Source organism: Arthrobacter sp. 05L45_2, from assembly GCF_056397525.1.
In genome coordinates this window covers 1-2749 of sequence record NZ_JBFTNO010000280.1, presented here as the reverse complement: position 1 = coordinate 2749, position 2749 = coordinate 1, and the positions used below count along the sequence as shown (strand labels likewise).

Here is a 2749-nt window from a genome sequence, read left to right as displayed (position 1 = left end):
GCTCAAGGCCGACGACGGCGGTCCGATGAGCATCGGGGGCGCAACCCTGGCCGCGGCGGCCATGCGGGCCGGGCTCATCGATGAGTACGCACTGGTCACCCATCCTGTCCTGGTGGGCGGCGGCACACCGTTCTTTACCGCACTGGACAGCCGGGTGAACCTGAACCTGGTCGAGCAAAAGACGTTTCCCGGCGGTGTCGCCATGAGTAGGTATGAGGCTAGGCGCTGAGCGCAATCCCGAAAAGCGCCGTCGCCCGTCTGGACAACAGCCGCCACTTCCCTGGCCTGCGCGGCGCCGCGCTATCGAAATTACCGGAGGCATACTGTGATCATGAAGTTCACCACAACCATCCTAGGTAGCGGCAACAAGGCGGGCATCGAAGTCCCCGAGGAAATCGTCAGCGCTCTGGGCGCGGGCAGGAGACCGCCGGTCGTCGTCACCATCAACGGGGCAAGCTACAACAGCAGCATCGCAGTGATGGGCGGCCGCAACATGGTCGGCGTCAGCGCCGTAAACCGGACACTCACCGGAGTATCTGCCGGCGACACCGTCGAGGTCGATCTCGCGCTGGACCTCCAGCCGCGCGTCGTCGACGTTCCAGCTGACCTTGCCGCCGCTCTGGAATCGGAGCCCGAGGCGAACGCGTTCTTTGCGACACTGAACTACAGCAGCCAGCGGCGCTACGTTGAACCGCTCGCGGCCGCTAAAACAGCAGAGACCCGCTCCCGCCGAGTCGCCAAGGTGGTGACCGACCTTCTGGCCGGCAAGAAGTAGCCCGTCTGTATCCTCGGCCGCGAACGCCGCCGAAGACCAATGGCGCCTCGCCCGACCCTAACGGGAACCGTCGAAACGACGACACGGTCTCCGCTGGAGTTCATGAAAGGCGGCCGCCGGCCGGCCCGGCCGCCGTGACCGGAGCCCGTGCCGGCCCCGCTGGGTAGTCTGCTAGGGGAACCTGACGCGTGGGTCAGCGCCAGCCGAGCTGCGGCGCCACGTACTTCAGGATCGACTCGATGACGTGGGCGTTGTAGTCGACACCGAGCTGGTTCGGGACCGTGAGCAGAAGGGTGTCTGCCGCGGCGATCGCCTCGTCCTCGGCCAGCTTCGCGGCCAGTTCGTCCGGGGCACCCGCGTACGATCGGCCAAAAACCGCGCGCGTTTTCTCGTCGATGTTGCCCACTTGGTCGGAGCTGTGGCGGTCGCGGCCGAAGTATTGCCAGTCGCGGTCGTCCGTCAGTGCAAAGATGCTGCGACTGACCGAGACGCGCGGCTCCCGTTTGTGCCCCGCATCCTTCCAGGCCTGCCGGTAGARCTCGATCTGCTCGGCCTGCTGGACGTGGAAGGGCTTGCCGCTCTCGTCGTCCTTAAGCGTGGAGCTCTGCAGGTTCATCCCGAGCTTCGCCGCCCAGATGGCCGTGGCGTTAGAGCCGGAACCCCACCAGATGCGCTCACGCAAGCCCTCTGAGTGCGGCTCCACGCGTAGCAGGCCCGGAGGGTTCGGGAACATTGGGCGGGGGCTCGGCGCCGCGAAACCCTCGCCAGCGAGCACGTCGAGCAGACGCTCAGTGTGTCTGCGGCCCATATCGGCGTCCGACTCGCCCTCAGCGGGGACGAAGCCGAAGTGACGCCACCCGTCGATGACCTGCTCGGGTGAGCCCCTGCTGATGCCCAACTGCAGCCGGCCACCAGAGATCAGGTCGGCCGCGCCGGCGTCCTCCGCCATGTAGAGCGGGTTCTCGTATCGCATGTCGATCACGCCGGTACCGATGTCTATGCGGCTTGTCCGTGCCCCAATCGCAGCGAGCAACGGGAACGGGGAGGCGTATTGCTGCGCGAAGTGATGGACCCGGAAGTAGGCTCCGTCCGCACCCAGCTCCTCGGCCGCGACCGCGAGGTCGATCGCTTGCAACAGCGCTTCCGACGCGTTGCGCGTGCCGGACTCCGGGTGGTCGGTCCAATGGCCGAAGGACAGGAAACCGATGTTTTTCACACCCAAAAAGAACATAGCGGCGGGGGTTCTTATTCCCGCGGGCCCCAGTTCGCGCCCCTCCCGCGGCACGGACCGACTCCGCGCCTGCCGCCGTTGCGGCCCGTCCGCCGCTTCCCACGGGGTCATTGGCAGGAGAGGCCGGGGGCCTTGCGGGCCTCCGTGGTCGGGGCGTTCGACGGCCGCGGGGCGCTGGCCGGTTCCAGCGCCCTGATCAAGGCACGGGGCTCCGGGAGGCTTACCAGCGCGCAAGAGGCGATCCTGGGGCTTTAATCCTGGTCTACGTCACATATCAGTACGGGTTGGAGCGTCTAAAGAGCCCGCACGCCTGCGCCGCCACCGAGGGTGTGCTCGACTCCGTCCAAGAGGATTGCCGTTTCGCTGCCACCGGCGATCGTGGCACGACCTTTCCGTGACACCTTTTGTAACTGTCAGGGCACGTCGGCAGTCGCGGACGCAACGGCAGGACCCGCTCCTGTCTGTGGCGAAGGTTGCAGATCGGTCCGGGCCAGAAGAGCGGCAACAACTTCGGCGACGAGATCTTCCTTGTCGCGCTTCTCGGCGTCTTCCGCCTGCGCGACTTCCACCCGTGCGGCTTGCCACGCCGACCAATGGCCGGAAACGAGCGCCCACAGCGACAGCGCCGAAACATAGGTCACGGAATCAAGCCAACCCATCATCAGCGAGACGGGGATCATCAGGATCCAAAAAACAGCGAGCCAGCCGTTGACCCGTCGCATGAAGATCGGGTCGCCCTGCAC

Annotated in this window: 4 protein-coding genes; 2 read left to right on the top strand and 2 right to left on the bottom strand. The window is 66.1% G+C overall.

The features are described 5' to 3' along the window. Both AC1DHD_RS15415 and AC1DHD_RS15410 read left to right on the top strand, forming a co-directional pair. The coding region (locus AC1DHD_RS15415) for a dihydrofolate reductase family protein (RefSeq protein WP_476880552.1) at positions 1–229 on the top strand (229 nt) is incomplete at its 5' end. A gap of 102 nt (positions 230–331) precedes the next feature. Next, positions 332–775, top strand: a complete 444-nt coding sequence (locus AC1DHD_RS15410; protein ID WP_476880551.1) for a YdeI/OmpD-associated family protein — start codon at positions 332–334, stop codon at positions 773–775. A 193-nt stretch (positions 776–968) separates the two neighbouring features. Here the strand turns inward: AC1DHD_RS15410 and AC1DHD_RS15405 are convergent, their stop codons facing one another. After that, positions 969–2006, bottom strand: a complete 1038-nt coding sequence (locus tag AC1DHD_RS15405) for an LLM class flavin-dependent oxidoreductase (protein WP_476880550.1) — start codon at positions 2004–2006, stop codon at positions 969–971. A gap of 413 nt (positions 2007–2419) precedes the next feature. Beyond that, the coding region (locus tag AC1DHD_RS15400; RefSeq protein ID WP_476880549.1) for a hypothetical protein at positions 2420–2749 on the bottom strand (330 nt) is incomplete at its 5' end.